Source organism: Campylobacter sp. IFREMER_LSEM_CL2090 (assembly GCF_025771865.1).
Classification (GTDB): Bacteria; Campylobacterota; Campylobacteria; order Campylobacterales; family Campylobacteraceae; genus Campylobacter_D; species Campylobacter_D lari_D.
This window is the reverse complement of sequence record NZ_JAKMRA010000003.1, coordinates 107046-127930: the sequence shown is the minus strand read 5'-3', so window position 1 is coordinate 127930 and position 20885 is coordinate 107046. Positions and strand designations below refer to the sequence as shown.

The 20885-nt window shown below is 29.5% G+C and carries 24 protein-coding genes; 17 read left to right on the top strand and 7 right to left on the bottom strand.

All coding sequences use genetic code 11. The annotated features are described in order from the left end of the window. Positions 1-5: 5 nt before the first annotated feature. Genes ureB through L8V85_RS02780 form a run of 9 tightly spaced genes read left to right on the top strand, consistent with a single transcriptional unit; the run spans position 6 to position 6222 of the window. The gene (gene ureB, locus L8V85_RS02820; RefSeq protein ID WP_133319084.1) at positions 6-677 is read left to right on the top strand and encodes an urease subunit beta; all 672 of its coding nucleotides are present in this window, start codon (positions 6-8) and stop codon (positions 675-677) included. After that, complete coding sequence (ureC, locus tag L8V85_RS02815; protein ID WP_263737436.1) at positions 674-2371, top strand: urease subunit alpha; 1698 nt, start codon at positions 674-676, stop codon at positions 2369-2371. The genes ureB and ureC overlap by 4 nt, the downstream gene beginning before the upstream one ends. Next, positions 2371-2838 carry an urease accessory protein UreE gene (locus L8V85_RS02810; RefSeq protein WP_263737435.1) on the top strand — a complete coding sequence of 156 codons (468 nt, stop codon included), beginning with the start codon at positions 2371-2373 and terminating at the stop codon, positions 2836-2838. The genes ureC and L8V85_RS02810 overlap by 1 nt, the downstream gene beginning before the upstream one ends. A gap of 2 nt (positions 2839-2840) precedes the next feature. Beyond that, on the top strand, positions 2841-3509 hold the full coding sequence (locus L8V85_RS02805) for an urease accessory protein UreF (protein WP_263661393.1): 669 nt from the start codon (positions 2841-2843) through the stop codon (positions 3507-3509). 10 nt (positions 3510-3519) lie between these two features. Beyond that, a complete protein-coding gene (gene ureG / locus L8V85_RS02800; RefSeq protein ID WP_214125663.1) occupies positions 3520-4119 on the top strand; it encodes an urease accessory protein UreG in 600 nt (199 codons plus the stop codon). A gap of 1 nt (position 4120) precedes the next feature. Beyond that, complete coding sequence (locus L8V85_RS02795) at positions 4121-4873, top strand: urease accessory protein UreD (protein ID WP_263659223.1); 753 nt, start codon at positions 4121-4123, stop codon at positions 4871-4873. 46 nt (positions 4874-4919) lie between these two features. Further along, positions 4920-5306: a preQ(1) synthase gene (queF, locus tag L8V85_RS02790; RefSeq protein WP_039617048.1), complete on the top strand. Its 387-nt coding sequence runs from the start codon at positions 4920-4922 to the stop codon at positions 5304-5306. Between the two features lie 52 nt (positions 5307-5358). Beyond that, positions 5359-6003 (top strand): porin family protein, encoded by a 645-nt coding sequence (locus L8V85_RS02785; RefSeq protein ID WP_263737434.1) that lies wholly within the window; start codon positions 5359-5361, stop codon positions 6001-6003. Between the two features lie 9 nt (positions 6004-6012). Further along, the gene (locus tag L8V85_RS02780; protein WP_133319089.1) at positions 6013-6222 is read left to right on the top strand and encodes an alkylphosphonate utilization protein; all 210 of its coding nucleotides are present in this window, start codon (positions 6013-6015) and stop codon (positions 6220-6222) included. A 14-nt stretch (positions 6223-6236) separates the two neighbouring features. On the opposite strand, the gene thyX is transcribed toward L8V85_RS02780, so the two are convergent. After that, on the bottom strand, positions 6237-6869 hold the full coding sequence (gene thyX / locus L8V85_RS02775; RefSeq protein WP_039617054.1) for an FAD-dependent thymidylate synthase: 633 nt from the start codon (positions 6867-6869) through the stop codon (positions 6237-6239). Between the two features lie 100 nt (positions 6870-6969). Here thyX and L8V85_RS02770 point away from each other — a divergent pair, with 100 nt between their 5' ends. From L8V85_RS02770 to L8V85_RS02760, 3 genes are all read left to right on the top strand, one after another. Then, the gene (locus L8V85_RS02770) at positions 6970-8607 is read left to right on the top strand and encodes a CTP synthase (RefSeq protein ID WP_263659220.1); all 1638 of its coding nucleotides are present in this window, start codon (positions 6970-6972) and stop codon (positions 8605-8607) included. Continuing rightward, positions 8597-10168 carry a single-stranded-DNA-specific exonuclease RecJ gene (recJ, locus tag L8V85_RS02765; protein ID WP_263659219.1) on the top strand — a complete coding sequence of 524 codons (1572 nt, stop codon included), beginning with the start codon at positions 8597-8599 and terminating at the stop codon, positions 10166-10168. The genes L8V85_RS02770 and recJ overlap by 11 nt, the downstream gene beginning before the upstream one ends. 68 nt (positions 10169-10236) lie before the next feature. After that, complete coding sequence (locus L8V85_RS02760) at positions 10237-10815, top strand: lytic transglycosylase domain-containing protein (protein WP_133319092.1); 579 nt, start codon at positions 10237-10239, stop codon at positions 10813-10815. 8 nt (positions 10816-10823) lie between these two features. On the opposite strand, the gene prfA is transcribed toward L8V85_RS02760, so the two are convergent. From prfA to rsmA, 5 genes are all read right to left on the bottom strand, one after another. Further along, positions 10824-11891, bottom strand: a complete 1068-nt coding sequence (prfA, locus tag L8V85_RS02755; RefSeq protein WP_133319093.1) for a peptide chain release factor 1 — start codon at positions 11889-11891, stop codon at positions 10824-10826. Between the two features lie 3 nt (positions 11892-11894). Next, entirely contained in the window at positions 11895-12158 is a 264-nt protein-coding gene (gene rpsT / locus L8V85_RS02750; RefSeq protein WP_039617063.1) for a 30S ribosomal protein S20, read from the bottom strand. An 89-nt stretch (positions 12159-12247) separates the two neighbouring features. Beyond that, entirely contained in the window at positions 12248-13009 is a 762-nt protein-coding gene (locus tag L8V85_RS02745; protein WP_263737433.1) for a pseudouridine synthase, read from the bottom strand. 9 nt (positions 13010-13018) lie between these two features. Then, positions 13019-14977 (bottom strand): ribonuclease J, encoded by a 1959-nt coding sequence (locus L8V85_RS02740; RefSeq protein ID WP_263661398.1) that lies wholly within the window; start codon positions 14975-14977, stop codon positions 13019-13021. Then, positions 14943-15764, bottom strand: coding sequence for a 16S rRNA (adenine(1518)-N(6)/adenine(1519)-N(6))-dimethyltransferase RsmA (gene rsmA, locus L8V85_RS02735; RefSeq protein ID WP_012660773.1), 822 nt, complete (start codon positions 15762-15764; stop codon positions 14943-14945). Before rsmA ends, L8V85_RS02740 begins: the two co-directional genes overlap by 35 nt. Before the next feature lie 90 nt (positions 15765-15854). Here rsmA and L8V85_RS02730 point away from each other — a divergent pair, with 90 nt between their 5' ends. The 4 genes from L8V85_RS02730 to L8V85_RS02715 are packed head-to-tail and all read left to right on the top strand — an operon-like array spanning position 15855 to position 18574. Further along, complete coding sequence (locus L8V85_RS02730) at positions 15855-16400, top strand: purine-nucleoside phosphorylase (protein ID WP_263737432.1); 546 nt, start codon at positions 15855-15857, stop codon at positions 16398-16400. Next, complete coding sequence (gene rlmN / locus L8V85_RS02725; protein ID WP_263737431.1) at positions 16397-17467, top strand: 23S rRNA (adenine(2503)-C(2))-methyltransferase RlmN; 1071 nt, start codon at positions 16397-16399, stop codon at positions 17465-17467. Before L8V85_RS02730 ends, rlmN begins: the two co-directional genes overlap by 4 nt. Then, positions 17464-17574: a hypothetical protein gene (locus tag L8V85_RS02720; protein ID WP_263671546.1), complete on the top strand. Its 111-nt coding sequence runs from the start codon at positions 17464-17466 to the stop codon at positions 17572-17574. The genes rlmN and L8V85_RS02720 overlap by 4 nt, the downstream gene beginning before the upstream one ends. Then, a complete protein-coding gene (locus tag L8V85_RS02715) occupies positions 17564-18574 on the top strand; it encodes a radical SAM protein (RefSeq protein WP_263737430.1) in 1011 nt (336 codons plus the stop codon). The genes L8V85_RS02720 and L8V85_RS02715 overlap by 11 nt, the downstream gene beginning before the upstream one ends. Here L8V85_RS02715 and L8V85_RS02710 read toward each other — a convergent pair. Next, complete coding sequence (locus tag L8V85_RS02710; protein WP_263737429.1) at positions 18571-19473, bottom strand: RluA family pseudouridine synthase; 903 nt, start codon at positions 19471-19473, stop codon at positions 18571-18573. The genes L8V85_RS02715 and L8V85_RS02710 overlap by 4 nt on opposite strands. Before the next feature lie 79 nt (positions 19474-19552). Here L8V85_RS02710 and purB point away from each other — a divergent pair, with 79 nt between their 5' ends. Then, on the top strand, positions 19553-20881 hold the full coding sequence (gene purB, locus L8V85_RS02705) for an adenylosuccinate lyase (protein WP_263737428.1): 1329 nt from the start codon (positions 19553-19555) through the stop codon (positions 20879-20881). Positions 20882-20885: the final 4 nt, after the last annotated feature.

Genomic DNA, 20885 nt, shown 5'->3' with positions numbered 1-20885 from the left:
TTAAAATGCATTTTACTCAGCAGCAATTGCAACGATTAATGCTTCATTATGCAGGGAAAATCGCTAAAGATAGAAAAGAGCAAAAAATAAAATTAAATTATAATGAAGCTTTAGCTTATATATGTTATGAATTAATGGAACTTGCAAGAAAAAATTTAAGTGTGAGTGAATTGATGAGCATAGGGAAAACTTTACTTACAAGTGAAGATGTGATTGATGGTGTTGCAAGTATGCTTGAAGAAATTCAAATAGAACTTCCTTTTGAAGATGGCACAAAATTAGTTACTATACATGAGCCTATAGCAAATGATGATAAAATAAAAGCTGGAGAGATATTTTTATCATCAGAATTTATTGTGCTTAATGAAAATAAAACTTCTATAGAAATTAAAGTAAGCAATAAAGGTGATCGTCCTATACAAGTTGGTTCGCATTTTCATTTCTTTGAAGTTAATCGCTTTTTGTCTTTTGACAGAGAAAAAGCTTATGGTAAAAGGTTAAATATCGCTTCAGGAACAAGTGTGAGATTTGAACCAGGTGAAGAAAAAACAGTAAGTTTAATAGAATTTGGTGGTTTAAAAAAGGTTTTAGGTTTTAATAATCTTTGTGATGATTTTATCAATGATGAAAATAAAACTAAAGCTTTATCAAAAGCAAAAGAGAAAGGATTTCTTTGATTAAGATTAGCAAAAAAGACTATGTGAATATGTATGGTCCAACAACTAATGATAGAGTAAGATTAGCAGATACAGATTTGATTTTAAGAGTAGAAAAAGATTATACTTTATATGGCGAAGAAGTTAAATTTGGTGGTGGTAAAAATATTAGAGATGGTATGGCTCAAAGTGTAAGTGAGGGAGAATTTCCGGATTTAGTTTTAACTAATGCTTTGATTGTTGATTATACCGGTATTTATAAAGCAGATATTGGGATAAAAAATGGCTATATAGTAGGTATAGGAAAAGCAGGCAATCCTGATATACAAGATGGAGTTGATCCTAGCTTAGTTATAGGCACAAGTACAGATATTATCGGTGCAGAAGGTTTAATAGTAACTGCAGGTGGTATTGATACTCATATACATTTTATCTCCCCAACTCAAATTGAATGTGCCTTATATAGTGGTGTTACTACTATGATAGGAGGTGGCATAGGACCAAGTGAGGGAACAAATGCTACAACTTGCACAAGTGGGGCTTATCATATACATTCTATGTTAAAAGCTACGCAAAATTACCCTATGAATTTTGGCTTTTTAGGTAAAGGAAATTCAAGTAATAAAAATGCTTTAAAAGAGCAAATCATAGCCGGTGCATGCGGCTTAAAAATTCATGAAGATTGGGGTGCTACTTCTAGTGTGATTGATGCTAGTTTAAATATAGCTGATGAAATGGATATACAAGTAGCTATCCATACAGATACTTTAAATGAAGCAGGTTTTGTAGAAGATACGATTAAAGCTATTAATGGTAGAGTTATCCATACTTTTCATACTGAAGGTGCAGGTGGTGGCCATGCTCCTGATATTATTAAAATGGCAGGTTTTGAAAATGTTTTACCTGCAAGTACTAATCCTACTATGCCTTTTACTAAAAATACCATTGATGAACATTTAGATATGCTTATGGTTTGTCATCATTTAGATAATAAAATCAAAGAAGATGTTGAATTTGCAGATAGTAGAATTCGTCCTGAAACTATAGCAGCAGAAGATAAACTTCATGATATGGGTGTTTTTAGCATTATGAGTAGTGATTCTCAAGCTATGGGACGCGTAGGTGAGGTGATTTTAAGAACATGGCAAAGTGCTGATAAATGTAAAAAAGAATTTGGTGCCTTGAAAGAAGATAATGATTTAGACGATAATTTCCGTATTAAACGCTATATAGCAAAATACACTATAAATCCTGCTATTGCACATGGGATTGATAGTTATGTTGGTTCTATTGAAGTAGGAAAATTTGCTGATTTAGTGCTTTGGCAACCTAAATTTTTTGGAGTAAAACCAAAGCTTATTTTAAAAGGTGGCTTGATAGTAGGTGCAAAAATAGGCGATGCTAATGCTTCTATCCCAACACCTGAGCCTATTATCTATGAAAAAATGTTTGGAGCAAATTTAAATGAAAATGCTTTACATTTTGTTTCTAAAGTTTCTTTAGAAGCTAATATGCCTGAAAAATTAAGCTTAAAAAGAAAATGTGTTGCAGTAAAAAATTGTAGAAATATTACTAAAAAAGACTTGAAATTTAATGATAAAGTTCAAGATATAGAAGTAAATCCACAAACTTATGAAGTAAAAATAAATGGTGAGCTTATTAGCTCTAAGAGTGTTGATTCTTTAGCTTTAGCTAGAAAATATTTTATGATTTGATGATTTTACTTCAAAATAAAATAACGCATTATGATTTAAACAAAGAATGCGATTTTTTAGAGCTTAGTTGGTTTGATACTTTTAAAAAGATATTAAGAACAACGACTTTAAAAGGACTAGATGTCGCTATAAAAATACCTGGTAATAAAGGTTTAAATCATAATGATTGTTTATATGATGAGGATTTTTTGATTTTAGTGAAGATTAAACCTGAAAAAGTTTTAAAAATTCACATAGAAAATGAATACAACCTTGCTTTAATAAGTTATCAAGTGGGTAATATGCACTTAAATTTATTTTATAAAGATCATAAACTTCTTACTTTAGAACAAAACTCTATCATAAGGTTTTTAGAAAAATTTAATATAAAATACGAAAAATGTGAGGAAATTTTAGAGCCAAAATATATGCTTGATATGCCAAGTTTTATCCAAGTTGATCCAAATTTTAAACTTATTAAAGAATAAAGATGAATAAATTAAACTTTTTACTTTTGCAAATTAGTGATTCTTCTTTTCCTATAGGAGCTTTTTCACATTCTTTTGGTTTAGAATCTTATGTGAATTTTGCTTATATAAAAAATATAGAAGATGCTAAAAAAGTTTTAAAAACTCAGCTTTATTCTAATATTTTGTATTTTGAACTTTTAGCTTTGAAAATAGCTTATGAAAATGCAAATGATGTAAAAAATTTACTAGTCTTTCAAAGAAAATTTTTATCAAGTATAGTTGCAAAAGAACAAAGTCAAGCTTATGTTTTTTTAGCTAAACGCTTTGTAAAAAATGTCAGTCTTTATGGATTATCAAATCCTTTATTAAATCAATACATTAAAGGAAATCAAACTCCTATTTATCCTTTTGTGTATGCTTTATTTTGTAAAGATAATGAGCTTGATTTTATGTATGAAAGTTTTTTATTTGCTTTAATGAGTAATTTTGTTAATATTCTTGTAAAAATCGTGCCTTTATCGCAAAATGAAGGGCAGATTTTACTTTTTCAATTACAGCAAGATTTTCAAAAGGTTCTTTCTAAATTACAAAATTTAACTTTAAAAGATTGGTGTGAAAATCACAATATCTTAAATGATTATTTGGGTATAAAACACCAAAATTTAGCATTTAAAATTTATATTTCTTAAAAGGGTTATAATGGTTAAAATAGGCATAGGTGGTCCTGTAGGTAGTGGTAAAACAGCTTTAGTATTAAATTTATGTCAAGCTTTAAAAGATGAGCTTTCTTTGGCTGTAATTACGAATGATATTTATACAAATGAAGATGCAAATTTTTTAATCAAACAAGGCGTTCTTGAAAAAGAAAGAATCATTGGAGTGCAAACTGGAGGTTGTCCTCATACAGCCATTAGAGAAGATGCTTCTTGTAATCTTGAAGCTGTTGAACTTTTACAAGAACGCTTTAGCGATTTAGATCTTATTTTTATAGAAAGTGGTGGAGATAATTTATCAATGACTTTTTCACCTGAACTTGTGGATTTTTTTATCTTTGTTATAGATGTTGCTCAAGGAGAAAAAATTCCACGCAAAGGTGGTCCTGCTATTTGTAGATCTGATTTAATGATTATCAATAAAATAGATTTAGCTCCTTATGTGAATGCTTCTTTAAAAATCATGCAAGAAGATACTTTAAAAATGCGTGGAGATAGACCTTTTATCATGAGTAATCTTCAAACTAAAGAAGGTTTAGATGAAATCATTACTTGGATTAAAAAATACACACTTTTAAAGGATTGATTTGTTTGCTCAAAAGAGTGTTTTTAAACTTACATTAGATACTATCAATGAAAAAACTATCATAAAAAATTCTTTTTTTACTCCTCCTTTTAAACTTATGAGGAATTTTTATGATAAAAAATTAACTAGTATATATGTTTTAAACTCTAGTGCTGGAATTTTTAAAGAGGATCATTTAAGTTTTGAAATCATATGTAAGAAAAGTACAAACACCGCTATACTCACACAAAGTTATGAAAAGGTATATGATACTAAAGATTCTTTTGCGAGTAAAAATATTGATTTTACTCTTGAAGAAAATGCAAGCTTTTTTTATATGCCAAAGCCACTTTTGCTTCAAGAAAATGCAAATTTTATACAAAATACAAAGATTAATCTGGCTTCTTTTTCAAGATTAGTTTATGTTGATTTTGTCATTTTTGGTAGAGTGGCTATGGATGAAAAATTTGCTTTTAAAAATTATGAGAGTTTAACTCAAATTTATAGAAATGATACTTTAATTTTAAATGATAAAATTAAAATCAATCCTTCTTATATGAAAGAAAATGATTTAAATTTTTTTGCAAATCATACGCATTATTTGAGTATTTATCTTTTTGGATACGATGAGTTTTATGAAGAATTAAAAGCTTCATTTGACGATATAAATCAACTTTTTTATGAGGGTTTGTGTATAAAAATTCTTAGTAATGAAAGTGAAAAATTACTTTTACTTCAAGATAAGCTTTTTAAATTTTGTCAAAATAAAATATAAAATATTGTGGTATTATAAAGTTTTAAAAACAAACTAAGGATTATAAATGCGATATGGTGAAAAAGAAATCAAAGAATTTAGTGTAGAAAATATGGAAGTTTGGCCAAATGATGCTAAAAATGATTATGTGATTAAAATCACTTTACCTGAATTTATGTGTTGTTGTCCGCGTAGTGGGTATCCTGATTTTGCTACAATTTACTTAGAATACATTCCAAATAAATTAGTAGTAGAACTTAAAGCAATCAAACTTTATATTAATACCTTTATGTATAGAAATGTTTCACATGAAGCAAGTATTAATGAAATTTATAATACTTTAAAAGAAAAACTTGATCCAAAATGGATAAAAGTAGTAGGTGATTTTAACCCTCGTGGTAATGTTCATACCGTGATTGAGTGTAGATCTGATTTAGTGGTACCACAAAATTAAGTTTTTATTAAAAATAAAAGGATATATTAAGTCTTATTTTAAGGAGGAAAATATGAAATTAAAATTATTTAGTTTAGTTGCAAGTGTTGCTTTGGTTTCAAATTTAGCTTTAGCTGATGAAAATTCAGGAATATTATTAGGTATTGATGCTGGTTGGTTTCATACTAAGGTAAAATCTGATCTTGATCATACTAAAAATAATAAAAAATTTAATGGTGATTTAGAAGGTGATGTTCCTGTTTTTGGTTTAAGAGTTGGTTATCGCTTTAGTGAAAATCATAGAATTTATGGTGCTTATAATTATTCAAGCGAATTTAGTGATGTAATCAATACCACAAGATTAAAAATTGATGGAGAATTTACTACACATAAGTTTTTGTTTGGTTATGATTTTACTCCAAAAATCTTTGAAAAAGCAAGAGCAGTTTTAGGGGTATATGGTGGTTATGCAAGAACAGATATTACTTTAAAAACAAGCTTTTTATCATTATCTCAAGATTTTGATGGTTATACTTATGGAGCAAAAATCGGTGCTTTATATGAGTTAAATCAAGCAAATGAAATTGAGTTTGGTTTTAAAGCCGAGCAAACTCATTATAATACAAGAAATTTTTATCAAAATATGGTAGGTTCAAACTTTTACGATCCTAAACAAACAAATTATGGTTTATATCTAGGATATACTTATAAATTCTAAGGAGAATATATGCCAAAAGATGCAAATGGAACTGAGCTTAATACAGGTGATAGTGTAAGTGTTGTGAAAGATTTAAAGGTAAAAGGTGCAAGCACTACTTTAAAGCGTGGAACGACTATAAAAAATATTAAGCTTACAAACAAAGACACTGAAATTGAAGCTAAAGTAGATAAATTTGGTGTGATTGTTTTGAAAACTGAATTTCTTAAAAAAATATAAGTAAAAATTCCCAATTAATCTTGGGAATTTTCTTCTTGATAAACACAATGTTTAAAAATAAATTGATGTTCCTCAGGCAAGTTTTCAAATAAAGCATTTGCGAGTTGTCTTATCTCCCAAAGGGCTGATTTTGAGCTTCTTAGAGTAATAAAATTTTGCAAACTTCTTGCATTAATTGTTAAAGTTAATTCTGTTTTATAACTTTCTGGTAAGCAGTATTTTGCTATATCTAAACTAATGCTATTTTGCAAAATCAAACGCAGATTTTCTAAAGCTTTGATACTTGCATTATCTACTACTTCATTTCCGGTTAATACTAAGTATCTTTTAGCATTTTCAAAGTCATTTTCTTTAAATTCGCTTTCATTTCTTAGTTCTTTTAAAGTATATCTTGTGCTTTTTACACTAGGACTAGTGTGGCGGTGTCTTGCAACTTCTTGTAAGCATGCTCTTGAAATACCTTGTATATAAAAAGTATAGTTTAAATGCTCTAAGGTTGAAGCATGTTTGAATTTATTTCCCACTCGATCGATTAATTCTTTGTCTTTCTCACCACCACAATCACCTTTGTCAAAACTTTGCCAACATGTTCTTGTTGCATGAGAGCATACAGAAAGTGGAGTATGATTTAATAATGTGATTTTCATCGAAAATTTCCTTCAAAAATAATTGAATTTTACACAAATGTTTATAAAAATAAAATTTTTTATTCGTTATAATTTTAAAAAAAGAAATTAAGGTTATTTTATGAAATTAAAACAAACTAAGTATATTTTTGTAACCGGTGGTGTTTTAAGCTCATTAGGAAAAGGTATAGCAGCAGCATCTATTGCTACTATTTTAAAAAATTCAGGTTTAAAAGTAAGTATTTTAAAAGCAGATCCTTATATTAATGTAGATCCTGGCACGATGAGTCCTTTAGAGCATGGGGAAGTGTTTGTAACTGAAGATGGAGCTGAGACAGATTTAGACTTAGGACATTATGAGAGATTTTTAAATGAGAATTTAACTCAAGATAATAACTTCACAACAGGAAGAGTTTATCAAAGTGTTATAGAAAAAGAAAGAAGAGGAGATTACTTAGGAAAAACTATACAAGTAATCCCTCATATAGTTGATGAGATAAAAGATCGCATTAAAAAGGCCGGAGTTGATAAAGATATTTTAATCGTTGAAATAGGTGGCACGGTAGGAGATATAGAAGGCTTACCATTTTTAGAAGCTATTAGAGCTTTAAAACTTGAAGTGGGTAAATACAACGCTATTAATATTCACTTGACTTTAGTGCCATTTATCAAAGCAGCAGGAGAACTTAAAACAAAACCAACTCAACATAGTGTGGGGGAATTACGCCGTATAGGTATAAGCCCTGATATGATCATTTGCAGAAGTGAAAAATCTTTAGATAGAGAGTTAAAAGACAAAATCGCAATTTCATGCGGAGTTGAAAAAAACTGCGTTATAGAAAGTGTGGATGCAGCTAGTATTTATCAAATTCCACTAAATTTTTTAAAACAAGATATTTTAAATTCTATTGCAAGTTTATTAGATCTTCAAAATTTAAAGCCAAGTATGAACGAATGGGATTCTTTAGTAAAAAGAGTCATCGCTCCAAGCAATGAACTTAGCATCGCTTTTGTAGGAAAATATGTAGATTTAAAAGAAAGCTATAAAAGCTTAACAGAGGCCATTATCCATGCAGGTGCAGCACTTGATGCAAGAGTAAATTTAAAATGGATCGATAGTGAAAAATTAGAAAATGCAAATGTCGAAGAAAGCTTTAAAGATGTAAATGGGATTTTAGTAGCAGGTGGTTTTGGCTACCGTGGAGTAGAAGGAAAAATCAAAGCCATACAATATGCAAGAGAAAATAAAATTCCATTTTTAGGAATTTGTTTGGGTATGCAGCTTTCTTTAGTGGAATTTGCACGCAATGTTTTAAAACTAGAAGATGCAAATTCTCATGAATTCAATCCAAATTGTAAAAATCCTATCATCTTTTTGATTGATGAATTTATTGACGCAAGTGGAGAAAAGCAAATTAGAACAAGTAAAACTCCACTTGGTGGAACTATGCGTCTTGGAGCTTATGAGTGTCATATCAAGCCAAATACACTTTTAAGTAAGGTTTATGATAATCAAAAAAGCGTTAAAGAACGTCACCGCCACCGCTATGAAGCTAATCCAAAATATAAAGAAATGTTTGAAAAAAATGGGCTTATTATAAGTGGGGAAAATGAAGGTTTAGTTGAGGCTGTAGAGCTTAAAGATCATCCATTTTTCTTAGCAGTGCAGTTTCACCCTGAATTTACTTCACGCTTAGTTAGGGTTAATCCGGCTATTTTTTCTTTTATCAAGGCATCTTTAACAAATCATGCTAAATAAAGCCAAAATAAAAGAAATTTTACACCAGCGTTTTATCAATGATACACATGTAAAGCTTTGTGATTTACCTATGCCATCTTGTTTAAAAGATGTCTATAAGGGTGCTTTGCGTATTAAAGAAGCGATTGAAAAAAATCAAAAGCTTGCTATTGTTGGAGATTATGATGTAGATGGGGTGATTTCTTGTGTGATTTTATCTGAATTTTTTGATGATATCGGATATGACTATGTGGTAAAAATTCCAAATCGTTTTAAAGATGGATATGGTCTAAATGAAGAAATCATCAATGAACTTAATGGGGTAGATTTAATCATCACTGTAGATAATGGTATAGCAGCTTTTGATGCAGCAGAGCTTTGTTTACAAAAAGGAATTGATTTAATCATTACCGATCATCATATGCCTCCAGCTACTTTACCAAAAGCTTATGCGATTATTAATCCTAAACAACAAGATTGTGAATTTCCTGATATTGAAATTTGTGGTGCTCAAGTGGCTTGGTATTTAGTTGCTGCTATAAAAGAAGTATGTAAAATTAATTATAATATGTGTAAATTTATAGAGCTTTTATCTATCGCAATTATCGCAGATATGATGGAGCTTAGGGATTTAAATAGAGCCTTAGTTAGAAAAGGCATAGAATGTATTAATGATTCAAAACGAGTTGCATTTAAAGCTATCAAGCAGTATTTTGGTAAGGATAAATTTGAGCTTGATAATATTAGTTTTTTAATTGCACCTTTGATTAATAGTGCAGGTAGAATGGATGATGCGATTATTTCTTATAAATTTTTGCATTCTAAAAATATTAATGAGGTTATGGGTTATTTAGAACAAATCATTACTTATAATAATAGCCGTAAAGATGAAGAGCGCGAGCTTTTTAAACAATGTTTAGAACAAGTTGATGAAAATGATCCTGTGATTATTGTCAATGGCCAAAATTGGCATGAGGGTGTTTTGGGTATAGTTGCAAGTCGTTTAGCAAAGCATTTTAACAAGCCTGCCTTTGTTTTTTCAGAATGTGAGCAAAAGGCTAAAGCTAGCGTTAGAAGCGTGGGTAGGATAGATATTTTAAATGTTATAGAACAAGCTAAAGAATTTGTGTTAAGCTATGGTGGACATAAAGGTGCAGCTGGAGTTTTAGTCGAGCTTGAAAAATTTGGTATTTTTAAAAATAAGCTTTATGAAATTTGTCAAAATATCCCTAAAGATGATTTTTACAATACTGATGAGGTTTTAGGTAGTATTGATCCAAATGAAGTTGATTTTGAACTTTTAGAGATATTGGAATTTTTTGAACCTTTTGGGCATAAAAACCCAAGACCATATTTTAAATTTGATAAGCTTTTTGTAAAAAACAAAAAAAGACTTGGTAAAGATGAAAATCATATAAAACTTATTTTAACACAAGGAAATAAGACTTTAGAAGCTTTATTTTTTAATTTTGACTATGAGCCAGAAATTGGTGAAAATATTGATTTTATAGCTAGTATTTCTAAAAATAATTTTAGAGGATTAATCACCCCTCAACTTACTATAAAAGAAATTCTTAGATAATTTATTAACTTATTTGCATAATTTTTATTTATAAATTTGCTATAGCATAAGTACTATAAAGGAGTAAAATGTTAAAAAGGATTTTATTATTAGCAATATTTTTTAATTTTACTTTTGCTTTTGATACAAAAATTTTTATAGGTGATATTTATATACCTGAAAATTTTTATAAATATGATAAAGATTTTAAAATCGCGGCTAGAAAGTATAATATACCCATGGCATTACTTAAAGCCATAGCTTTGACAGAGAATGCAGCTTATGAACATAATATCATTGGTAGAAATAAAAATCAAACAAGAGATTATGGTTTAATGCAAATTAATAGTATTCATTTAAAGCGTTATGGTGTTAGCGAAAAAGAGATTGTAAAAGTTAGTGCAAATATAGACATAGCAGCAAGATTACTTTATGAAATTATACAACGATACGGGTTTAATTGGAATGCTATTGGAAGATATCATTCAGCAAATGATAAATATAAAAATATTTGGCTTGATAAAGTAATGAAAAATTTAGTTGCTATAGTTTTAAAAGATAGTAAAGATCTTTTTGTAATGGAAAAATTTAGAGCTTTTAAATTAGTTTCACTTTTGATAAATGTTGATAAAGAACAATATAGAATTTTATTAGCAAGCAATAATTAAAACAAGAATTATAAATTTTCTTGTTTTAAAGCCTCTGCTTGATAATAAGCGATTAATGGCTCGATGATTTCATCAAAAAGTCCACCTTCTAAAATCGCATCAAGTCTATATAAAGTAAGATTTATTCTATGATCACTAATTCTATTTTGAGGGAAATTATAAGTGCGTATGCGTTCGCTTCTATCACCACTTCCAACTTGTGATTTTCTTGCTTGACTTTCTTTAGCTAAGCGTTCTTGTTCTTGCATTTCAAAAAGCCTTGCCTTTAAGACTTTCATGGCACTTTCTTTGTTTTTATGTTGGCTTTTGCCATCTTGATTTACTACAACTATACCTGTTGGAATGTGAGTGATTCTTACAGCACTATCTGTGGTATTTACGCTTTGACCACCATGACCGCTACTACGCATTACATCGATTTTTAAATCATTTGGATTGATTTGAATTTCAACATCATCAACTTCAGGCATAATAGCCACTGTAATAGCTGAAGTATGAACTCTACCTTGAGATTCTGTTTCAGGTACTCTTTGAACTCTATGTGTGCCACCTTCGTATTTTAGCCTTGAATAAGCTCCATTTCCTTTGATAAGAATGATGATTTCTTTAAATCCACCTACGCTACCTTCACTTGAACTTACAATTTCATATTTGTAATCACGATTTTCAGCATAGCGTATATAAGCTTTTACTAAATCCCCAACAAATAAAGAAGCTTCATCACCACCTGTGCCTGCACGAATTTCTAAAAAGATATTCTTATCATCGTTTGGATCTTTAGGTAATAAGAGAATTTTTAATTTTTCTTCAAGTTGTGGCTTTAAAACTTCGAGATTTTTAAGTTCTTCTTTTGCAAGTTCACCTAGTTCAGGATCAGATAAAAGAAGTTTATTTTCTTCTATATCATCTAAGGTTTTGAGATATTCTTTTGCTTTTTCTACTATGGGTTCTAAATTTTTTTGCTCTTTAGATAGAGCTGTCATTTTAGAAATATCATTAGAGATATTAACATCACTAAGAAGAGTATTTAACTCATCAAAGCGTGCTAAAAAAGGTTTGAGTTTATCAGCTAACATTAATTATGCTAATTTGTTTACCAATAATGCTAATCTGCTAACACGGCGTGATGCAGTTTGTTTTTTCAAAAATCCGCGACTTACCATAGCGTGAATGCTTTTATTAGCTACTTTTAATGCATTTTGTGCAGCTTCTTTATCGTTATTTGCCGCTGCTTCACGAACCGCTTTTGTAATGTTTTTTAATCTTGTTCTATAAAATCTATTTCTTTCAGTTCTTTTGATAGTTTGTCTTGCTCTTTTTTCAGCAGATTTATGGTTTGCCATAATTTTCCTTTTTTATATAAATTAAATTGCTAATTATACAAAATTAAAATTAAATTTTAATTAATTTAAGTATTTTTAAAGTATTAATTTTAATACCTAATATCATTTATTTTTAAAAAATCGCGCAGTTTTTCATACTCACCATTTTCCAAATAACGATATTTGCCAGCTTTTAACATACCAAGATCTAATGCTCCAAATGCCACTCTTTTAAGATCCATCACTTCTAAATCAAAATGTCCAAAAAAGCGTCTTAGCTCCCTATTTTTACCTTCATTAATGATTACTTTTAGTTTCGTATAGCCTCCGCTTGAGCCAAAAATTTCAAAGCCTAAAAATGGAGCAAAACTCATTGAGGTTATTTTAGTTTTGGCGTGAGCCCCTTTTTTTTCATTTTGAATTTCTAAGCCATTTTGCATAGCTTCGATGACATTTTTATCTATATTACCTTTTACTTTTAAGTAATATTCTCTTTCTAAATCACTATGCATAAGTGCATCTGCTATTACAGGTGAATCAGTTAATAAAAGCAATCCCTCGCTTGCAAAGTCAAGTCTTCCTACGCTAAGCCAAGTGCTAAATTGTTTTGGTAAAGTATGATAGATGGTTTTTCTGCCTCTATCATCTTTTTTACTAACTATTTCACCTTTTTGTTTATGATAAATGATGACTGAAAATTGTGTTTTTTTATGAAGCTTTTTACCATTGATAAAAACTTTATCTTCAGCATTTACACTATCACTTAGTAAGGCTGTTTTTTTATTGATTTTTACTAAGCCTTGCTTGATTAGCTCATCAGCTTCACGGCGAGAATATTTGCTATTGTGTGAGATGAATTTATTAATTCTCATAATTTTACTTTACATCACAAAAATAGTTGGTACTATGGTTGGATATTTTTTGATTTTTCTAAAAATATGCTTTCTTAGTACTTGTCTAATTTGAGCTTCTAAAACTTTTGGATTATCTAAAATTTCATCTTTTACATTTGGGAAAAATTGACTTAAAACATCACTCATTTCTTTTGAGAATGCTCCATCTTGTTTATCAGCTACCAAGCCATAACTAAATACTCTTGGTTTATTAATTAGTGTTTTACTTGCTTTATCAAGCTGGGCGATGATGACAACTATACCGCTATCTGCTAGTTTTTGTCTATCAATTACCACATCATCTGCGATTTGTTTGTTGATTTGATTATCCACAAAGACTTTTCCTGTTTTAACTGTTTTTACACGTTTGATGTATTTTTGACAAAGCTCTACTTGATCCCCATCACTCATTAAGTAGATGTTTCTTTCAGGTATACCACATTTTAGAGCAGTTTCTTTGTGTTTATTGATATGATTATACTCTCCATGCACTGGTAAGAAAAATTTAGGTTTTACTAAAGTTAGCATGAGTTTTTGTTCTTCTATACTAGCATGTCCGCTTACATGAATTTCACTAAATTCTTGATAAGCTACTTTAGCTCCTGCTTTTAAAAGAAAATCAAGCACAGCAGAAACATTTGCTTCATTACCTGGTATTGCTTTAGCTGAAATGATAACTTGATCGCTAGGTTTGATTTTGATAAATTTATGCTCATCAGTTGCCATTCTATATAAAGCACTCATAGTCTCGCCTTGACTTCCTGTGGTAACAATTAGCACTTCATTATCTTTATATTTGCTTACTTCATCAGCGTCAATGAAAATTTTTCTATCAAGCTTGATATAGCCAAGTTCCATAGTAGTATAGAGATTTCTTTCCATAGAACGCCCTATAACGCACACTTTTCTGCCATATTTTAAACCATAACTAATAGCTTGATATACACGGTGGATATTAGAGCTAAAGGTGCTCATGATTACCCTGCCTTTAGTTTTGGCAAAAATTTGATCAAAAGTAGGTCCTACGGAGCTTTCACTTTTTGTATAACCTTCTTTATATGAGTTTGTACTATCACTTAAAAGACAAAGTACGCCTTCTTCGCCATATTGAGCTAAACGACTTAAATCCGTTGGATAGCCATCAATTGGTGTTTGATCTATTTTAAAATCGCCAGTGTGTATGATGGTTCCTGCTTTAGTTTTAATAGCCAAAGCACAAGCATCGATGATAGAGTGGGTTATGTGAATCCATTCTAAATTAAATTCACCTATTTCATAAATTTGTCTTTTTGTTATAGGTCTAAACCATTTACGCTCAGCCTTTAAACCATGCTCTTCAAATTTATTTGAAATCATACCTAGTGCTAAAGGTGTTGCGTAGATAGGAAATTGAAATTCTTTGAAAAAATATGGCACAGCACCGATGTGATCTTCATGAGCATGAGTGATGATGATAGCACGAATTTTATTTTTAATCTTTCTTACATAGTCAAAATCAGGTATGATAATATCTACTCCATGCATAGTTCCATCTGGAAAACTCATACCTATATCAATGATAATCGCATCATTATTAGTTTCAAAAACAGTGATATTTCCACCGATTTCCCCAAGCCCGCCCAAAGGTGTAATACGAATTTTATGTTCGCTTGAGTTGTTGTGTTTTAAAGGGTGAAGTCTTAGCTCGTGCATGATTTTATTAGCTTCTATACTTTTGGCAAGTTCTATTTGCCATTCTTCATTACCACTTAATTTAGATGGTAAATTTCTATTTTTTTTCTTTTTCTTTTTTTCTTCGCTAGCTTCAGTTTGAGCATTTTCTACTTTTGTTTCATTTTTAATTTCACTATTTTGCTCTTGATTTTGTGAATCTTTTTTTCTTTTGTTTCTAAATTTATTAAATCTTTTAGTTTTATTTTGTTCTTGAGTTTTGTTTTCTTCGCTCATAGTCATCCTTTAAATAGTCATAAATTTTAAGGTATGAATCAACGCTAATTTCATGAGCTCTTGAGGTAGAAGAGATGTCTAGTGCTTCAAATGCTTTTAGAATTTTTTCTTTTTTATTTTTAAAATTAGATAAGAGTTGTTTTCTAGGATTTTGAAAACAAGCTCTAAGAAATTCTTTAAAAGCTTCTATATTTTCACATTTTTGCTGATAATGAGTAGTTTTTATTAACTTCATTACAGCTGAAGTAACTTTTGGTGGAGGATTAAAGCTTTGTGGTTGTATATCAAAAAGCATTTGTCTTTGGCATATTAATGCACAAAGCACCCCTAAGGCCGAAAAATTACTTTCTTTTTCATTCGCACAAAATTTCTGTGCCACTTCTTTTTGCACCATTACTATAAGCCCAAGGCAATTTTGATCTTCTAGGGCTTTTAAAATCAAATTTGTAGCAATATAATATGGTAAATTTGCTACTAAAAAGTACTCTTTATCGCTTAAACTTCCTTGATCAAAAGCATCACTTGCATTTTGATGAATAAGCTCAAAATTTCCACCTTCAATCTCATTTTGAAATTTTTTATTTAAAATAGGAATCAAATCTTTATCAATCTCATAAGCTCTAATATGAGCTTGTGGAATTTTCAAAAGTTCTTGCGTTAAATCACCTAAGCCAGGCCCAATCTCAACTATATTTTTAGTATCTTTGGGTATGGCTTGGATGATTTTATCTACCACGCTTTTATCACATAAAAAATTTTGCCCAAAATGTTTTTTTGCTTTTATCATAAATTTATTCTATCTAAAAAATATTAATTATAGCATTATTTTAAGCGCTAATTAGATAAAATTTGAATTATTTTTTATAAAGGTTAATTTTTGAAAAATCTTATAGTATGTGCAGGAGGAAATGAGGATTTTAAATTTGCACAAAGTATAGGTGTAGGCTTAGTTAATTCTGCTTTTTCTTTAGGTAAAATTTTAAGTCAAGTAAAAGTAGATAGAGTGATTTTTATAGGTACATGTGGAATTTACCAAGAAGGAAAAATTTTAGACATTTATGAAAGTTCTAATGCAGCGAATTTAGAATACGCAGATTTATTTGATAGTTTTTATACACCTATATCTAATGAGATTAGATTAAATGTTTCACATGAAACTATGATTAATTCTTCAAATTATATTTGCAAAGATGAAAATATTGCCCAAGAATTTTTTAAAAAAGGCGTACATATAGAAAATATGGAAGCATATGCAGTGCTTTCTTGCGCAAAAATGCAAGGGATAGAAGGAATTTGTTATTTATGTGCGACAAATTTTTGTAATGAATTTGCACATGAGGATTTTTTAAAAAATCACCAAAAGGCAAAAGAATTATTAAAAGATTTTTTGTTAGATAAAAAACTTATACAGGAAAAAAATTGAGTGAATTAAAAAATATATTAGACTTTACTAAAGAAGAATTAGAAAATTTAGTCCAACCAAAATTTAGAGCAAAGCAAATTTTTGAATGGGTATATAAAAAATATGCAGACGATTTTTTACAAATGTCATCTTTACCAAAAGACTTTAGGGTGTTTTTGCAAGAAAATTTTCATTTTTCACCTTTAAAATGTGTTAAAGAAGAAAAAAGCAAAGATGGTAGTATAAAATATCTTTTTGAACTTTTAGATAGTAAAAAAATCGAAGCTGTTTTGCTACCAATGAAAGAAGAGCTTGTAGATGAAAATGGAAAAATCATCAAACATGCAAGATATACTATTTGTGTTTCCTCTCAAGTGGGTTGCAAAAGTGGGTGCAGTTTTTGTCTGACTGCTAAAGGCGGTTTGAAAAGAAATTTGACTGCAGGAGAAATAGTAGGACAAATTTTATGGATTAAAAAACATAACAACATACCTTATGAAAGAAGGGTTAATATAGTCTATATGGGTATGGGAGAGCCTTTGGATAATCTTAAAAATGTTTCTAAGGCAGTTAAAATTTTAGCTGATAATGATGCTTTAGCGATAAGCCCTAGAAGACAAACTATAAGCACAAGTGGTTTAGCAAAGCAAATTAAAGAGCTTGGAGAAATGAATTTAGGTGTGCTTTTGGCTATTTCGCTCCATGCTGTAAATGATGAGCTTAGAAGTGAATTAATGCCTATTAATAAAGCTTATAATATAGCAAGCATTATGGAAGCGGTGAGAAATTTTCCTATAGATCAGCGTAAAAGAGTGATGTTTGAATACCTTTTAATTGATGGGATAAATGATAAAATAGAACATGCAAAAGAACTAGTCAAGCTTTTAAATGGCATAAAAGCTAAAGTGAATTTAATACTTTTTAATCCACACGAAGGAAGTTTATATAAAAGACCAAGTGTTGAAAATGCGGTTAAATTCCAAGATTATTTAAGTGCCAAAGGTGTTACTTGTACGATAAGAGAAAGCAAGGGACTTGATATTTCAGCTGCATGCGGACAGCTTAAAGAAAGGCAGAGTAAACAATGACTTTTTTAGATATAGCACAGCTTATTTTTATAAGCATAGTGGTGATCATAGGACTTGGTGGAATTATTTATGTATTAAAGAATGAAGGGAAAAACAATGGTAGATAAAAAACAATTATTAGAAAACCAATTATTTCAAAATAGATATATAAAACCAAATATTTCTTGGTATTTTTCGTATTTAAATGGTAAAAGAGGAATTGCTAGAATTTTTAAAGTTCCTTATGCTGCTTTGATGAAAAAATTTTATTTGAAAAAATACTTCGAAAAGAGGGTTTTAGAAGGTAAGGTGGATATTCCTTATTTAGAATTAGTTTTAACTACAAGATGTACTTTGCGCTGTGAGTCATGCAATAATTTGATGCAGTATTTTTCACCATCAAATCAATATACTTGTACTTTAGAGGGCATTATAGAATCATTAGAGCTACTTTTATCTAAGGTAGATTCTATCGCAAGGGTTAGAATCATAGGTGGAGAACCTTTGTTATTTAAAGATTTACCGCAATTGATTGATTATTTAGATACTCAAAAGAAAATACTAACTTTTGATATTTTAACTAATGCAACAATAGACTTTAAAGAAGATTTGATTTTGAGATTTAAAAAATCAAAAAAAGCAAGAAAAATAAGTATTTCAGATTATAGAAAATCACCAAATTTAAAAATACCTTTAAAACAAGAGAGTATTTTGAGTAAGCTTAAGAAAAATAATATAGCGTTTTCTTATAATACAATAGATTATTGGTATGATATAGATAAAATTTACAAGCGCGGTAGAAGCAAAGAAGATATAATTAAAAATTATTATAATTGTCAAATGTCATGTGTAAGTTTGATGACATCTGAGGGCTTAGAAAATAAACAATTAGCACCTAAAGGAGCTGTTTTTGTTTGTCCTATATCAAGTTCTTTATCGCGTTTAAAAGGACTTGAAGAATTTAATGGCGATTTTTTAAATTTAGAGGATTCTAAAGAAAGATTTTTTGAATTTTATTCTCAAGATTTTTATAAATCTTGTGATTATTGTAGAGATTTTAGTCAGCCTATCAAAAAAATTCCAATTGCAATCCAAACTGATAAGGTTTTAAAATTAGAAAAAGATTAAGGTAGATTTTTCAAAAATTCACCTTTTATATCTTTTTGAGATTGTATCAAAAATTTTTGATTTTTATATGTAAATTCTAAGCTAAAAGAGTGTAAAAGCAGTCTTTTAGCACCTGTGATTTGAGCTCTTTTTATATCACTCATTTTTCCATCTAATATTTGCTCTATTTGTGTTTTTTCTAAACCATATAAAGGTTCACCTAAAATTTTATGTTTCACATGAAACAAATGTAATCTTATTTGATGTTGTCTGCCTGTTAGAGGTTTAGCTAAAACTAAACTAGCATCTAAATTTTCAAAATATTCTAAAGTATAAAATTGTGTTAAAGCTTCTTTGCCATTTTCACAAATATGCATCCTGGTTTTTACTGTATCATAGTCTTTAGCTAAATCCATGCTTTTATCTACTATAAATTCTTTTTCAGTTTTTCCTTTTACTAGAGCAAGATAACTTTTTTGCACTAATCTTTTTTCAAACATAGTTTTTAACTCAATTTGTGCATTTTTATGTTTTGCTATGAGTAAAAGTCCGCTTGTTTCTTTATCTAGTCTATGAGCCACGCAAGCTTTTTCACCCCATAAATACCAAATTTCATCACAAAGACTATAAGCACAATTGCGCCCATTAGGATGAGTTAGCACTCCACTTGGTTTTTCTACGATGGCAAAATCTTCATTTTCAAAAACTATTTCTAATCCTTTGGGGTTGTTTTCATATATGATTAATTCTACTAAACCATTTAAAAATTTATTTTTTTCTTCTACCAAATTTCCATCACAAAATAATCTTTTTTTATCAATGAGTTTTTGTGCTTCACGTATAGAAATTTTCAACTCATCCATAAGTAGTCTAAATGCCTTTTTTCCATTATTTGCTAGTTTCTTTTTTATATATGCCATTTAATAACTTTCTTAGGTAATTTATAATAAAATTCAAGCTATTTTTTCATAAAAAATTATATAAAAAAAGGTCTTGAAAATGGTTGAAAGATATAGTAGAGAAATCATGGCTAAAAAATGGGACATGCAAGCAAAATATGATGCATGGCTAAAAGTAGAATTAGCTGCTGTGAAAGCATGGAATAAACTTGGTCTTATTAAAGACGATGATTGTGAAAAAATTATAAAAAATGCAAAATTTGATATAGCAAGAATAGATGAAATAGAAAAAACTACCAAACATGATGTTATCGCTTTTTTAACTAGTGTAAGTGAAAGCTTAGGCGAGGAAAGTCGTTTTGTACATTATGCAATGACAAGTTCAGATTGTATTGATACTGCAGTTGCTTTGCAGATTAAAGATAGTTTAGAATTAATCTTGCAAGATTTAGATCAAGTTTTAGCAGCGATTAAAACAAGAGCATATGAGCATAAAAATACCTTAATGGTAGGAAGAAGTCATGGAATTCATGGAGAGCCTATAACTTTTGGTTTAGTTTTGGCTATTTGGTATGATTCGCTAGTTCATGCAAAAGATTTAATTATTCATGCAAAAGAAGTGATTGGCTATGGAAAAATCAGCGGCGCTATGGGAAATTTTGCTCATGCTCCACTTGAATTTGAAGAAGAAGTTTGTAAAAATTTAGATCTTAAACCAGCACCAGTTTCAAACCAAGTTATACAAAGAGATCGTTACGCACAAGTTATCTCGGCTTTAGCTATTTTAGCTTCAAGTTGTGAGCAAATTGCTGTTGCTATCCGCCATTTTCAAAGAACAGAAGTATATGAAGCTGAAGAATATTTTTCTCAAGGACAAAAAGGAAGTTCAGCTATGCCTCATAAAAGAAATCCTGTTTTGAGTGAAAATATTACCGGTCTTTGCAGGATGATAAGAGCTTATGTAACACCTGCTTTAGAAAATGTAGCATTGTGGCATGAAAGAGATATATCACATTCTAGTGTAGAAAGATTTGTATTACCTGATGCTTTTATCACGACTGATTTTATGCTTTCAAGATTATGCGGTGTGGTAGAAAAGCTTTTGGTATATCCAGAAAATATGATGAAAAATTTAAATTTAACTGGAGGGCTTGTATTCTCTCAAAGAGTATTGCTTGAGCTTCCATTTAAAGGTATAAGCAGAGAAGAAGCGTATAAGATAGTTCAAAGAAATGCTATGAAAGTTTGGGCTGATTTGCAAAATGGTAAGCCTGCTTTAAATGAAAAAGGCGAGAGTTTGTTTTTATTAGCTTTATTAGCTGATGAGGATTTGAAAAATTCTTTAAGTGAAGCAGATATTAGAAATTGCTTCGATTATAACTACTATACTAAAAATGTAGATAAAATTTTTGAAAGAACTTTTAAATAATAAA